This is a genomic window from Desertihabitans aurantiacus (assembly GCF_003344635.1).
In the GTDB taxonomy this organism is placed as follows: domain Bacteria; phylum Actinomycetota; class Actinomycetes; order Propionibacteriales; family Propionibacteriaceae; genus Desertihabitans; species Desertihabitans aurantiacus.
The window spans coordinates 1-2,185 of record NZ_QPKK01000410.1; the positions used below are offsets into that span (position 1 = coordinate 1).

4 protein-coding genes are annotated in these 2,185 nt (G+C 74.1%); all 4 read right to left on the minus strand.

The window, feature by feature from the left end:
• A partial coding sequence (gene ftsR / locus DVA66_RS19625; RefSeq protein ID WP_157974162.1) for a transcriptional regulator FtsR occupies positions 1-365 on the minus strand: 365 nt, incomplete at its 3' end.
• A 19-nt stretch (positions 366-384) separates the two neighbouring features.
• Positions 385-912, minus strand: coding sequence for an FHA domain-containing protein (locus DVA66_RS19630; protein ID WP_114561490.1), 528 nt, complete (start codon positions 910-912; stop codon positions 385-387).
• A gap of 4 nt (positions 913-916) precedes the next feature.
• Entirely contained in the window at positions 917-1,303 is a 387-nt protein-coding gene (gcvH, locus tag DVA66_RS19635) for a glycine cleavage system protein GcvH (protein ID WP_114561491.1), read from the minus strand.
• Between the two features lie 150 nt (positions 1,304-1,453).
• On the minus strand, positions 1,454-2,185 hold a 732-nt coding region (locus tag DVA66_RS19640; protein ID WP_332872898.1), incomplete at its 5' end, for a DUF881 domain-containing protein.

The following is a 2,185-nucleotide window of genomic DNA, read 5'->3' on the forward strand; positions in this document are numbered from 1 at the left end:
GGCTGGGCCGGCGCCTGGCCGGCCGTCCCCGGACGTCCCTCCGCGGCGGGCTGGGCCGCGCCGAGCCCGGGTGGCGGGCCGGCCGGCCGGGGGTCGGGGATCGGCGGCGGGGCGAGCCCGCGGTCCATCTGCTCCAGGTGCTCCCGGATCACCTTGAGCGGCAGGTAGTGGTCCTTCTGCACCCGCAGGATGTAGCGCAGCCGCTCGATGTCGGCCTCGGAGTACTTGCGGTAGCCCGAGGGGGCGCGCTCCGGGGCCACCAGACCCTCCGACTCCAGGAAGCGGATCTTGGAGATGGAGACGTCGGGGAACTGGCTCTTGAGCACGGCGAGCACCTGGCCGATGCTGCGTTGGGCGGCCATCAGTCCGTGGCCTCGGGCACGGTCAGGAGAGCCCCCGGGGGCTGACGTGGTAGACCATCCGGAACTTGCCGATCTGCAGGACGTCGCCGGGGTTGAGCGGGGTCGGGCCCTCGATCAGCCGGCGGTTGACGTAGGTGCCGTTGAGGCTGCCCTGGTCGGTCACCACCACCCGGCCCTCCGAGCGCTGCAGGGTGACGTGGTGGCGGGAGACGGTGATGTCGTCGAGGAAGACGTCGGAGCGCGGGTGGCGTCCGATGGTCTGGGTGTCGGAGTCGATGAGGTAGCGCGACCCGGCCCCCGGCCCCCACTGCACGATGAGCAGCGCCGAGCCCTGCGGCAGCGCCTGCAGGGCGGCCTGCTGGTCGGGGTCGAGCTCGGGCGCGTCCGGGTCCTCGCCGACCATGCCGATGACGGTGGTGGTGTCGCCGTCCACCGGCGACTCCCGGCCGGGCGCCGGCTCGGGGTCGAGCTTGCTCAGCCGCTCGCCGCACCGGGCGCAGAAGTTCGCGTCGCGCGGGTTGGGGTGTCCGCAGTGGTGGCAGTAGACCATCGGGTCAGGCCCCCGTCTCGGCGGCGTACCCGTCGGCGTCCAGCAGCGTGTCGAGGTCGGCGTCCGCGTCGAGCTCGAGCTCGAACAGCCACCCGTCGCCGTAGGGGTCGTTGCCGACCGTCTCGGGCGCCTCGTCGAGCTGGGAGTTGACCGCCGAGACGACCCCGGGCAGCGGGGCGAAGACGTCGGACACACTCTTGGTCGACTCGAGCTCGCCGACCGCGTCGCCGACCGCGACCGCCTCCCCCACCTCGGGCAGGGAGATGTAGACGATGTCCCCGAGCTGCTCGGCCGCGTAGCTGGTGATGCCCACCCGGACGACACCGGCGTTGCCGGTGCGCACCCACTCGTGCTCGGCGGTGTACTTCAGGTCCTCGGGGAAGCCGGGCATCTGGCGCTCCTTCGGTCGGCGGTCGCCGTGGCCGACCCCCGCTCCGGGGGCGGAGCCACGTTCACCGATCACCCTAACCGTCACGTCGAGGTCGAAGCCACCGACCACGCCGCGCCGCGAGGCCGGCCGGGACCGGGCGTCGGGACGGGCTCAGCGCGGTGGCTCGACCGGTTCGGCGTGCTGGAAGTCCTCGGCCGGCCGGACGCTGTCGATCTCCAGCAGGTCGGACTGGGTGACCCGGACGTCGCCGCCCACCTGCGGGCCGCTGATCTGGCTGACCAGCCCGCCGCGGAAGCGGACCGCTCCCTCCAGGGCGACGGGGTCGCCGACCACCTCCACGGTGATCGGGGTGGTGACCACCTGGCCGTCGACCAGCAGGCCGTCCGGGCCGTCGGCGAACCAGGTGGAGCCGCCGACGCGGATCGAGTCGTTGATCTCGATCACCTCCGCGCCGCCGTCGCGCAGCTCCTCCACCGCGTTCAGCATCACCTGGGAGCCGACCCTGCCCTCGGGGTCGGTGATCCGCAGCCGGATGCCCGGCCCCTCGGCCGGCGCGGTGCCGGCCAGGATGGCCAGCTCGTCGCGCCGCCGGGTGGCCTCCTCGCGGGCCGCCTGCTCGGCCCCGGCGCCGGACTCCAGCTCTCGGCGGGTGCTCTCCAGCGTGCTGAGCTCGTCCTCCAGCCGCCGGGTCTCGGCCGACAGCCCGTCGAGCAGCTGGATGAGGTCGGCGCGGCGGGCGCTGGCGAAGCCCTGCTGCTCGCCCTGGGCCCGCAGCTGCATGACCACGCCCATCGCCACCAGCCCGAGCACGACGCCCAGCACGAGCTGGTGCCGGGTGGGGCGCAGCAGCGCGGTCAGCGACCCCCTCAGCCGGCCGGCGCG

What these genes read in the sequence shown, in the direction of transcription:
- gcvH (WP_114561491.1), bottom strand. Translation starts at nt 1,303, where the DNA reads ATGCCCGGCTTCCCCGAGGACCTGAAGTACACCGCCGAGCACGAGTGG.
- DVA66_RS19630 (WP_114561490.1), bottom strand. Translation starts at nt 912, where the DNA reads ATGGTCTACTGCCACCACTGCGGACACCCCAACCCGCGCGACGCGAAC.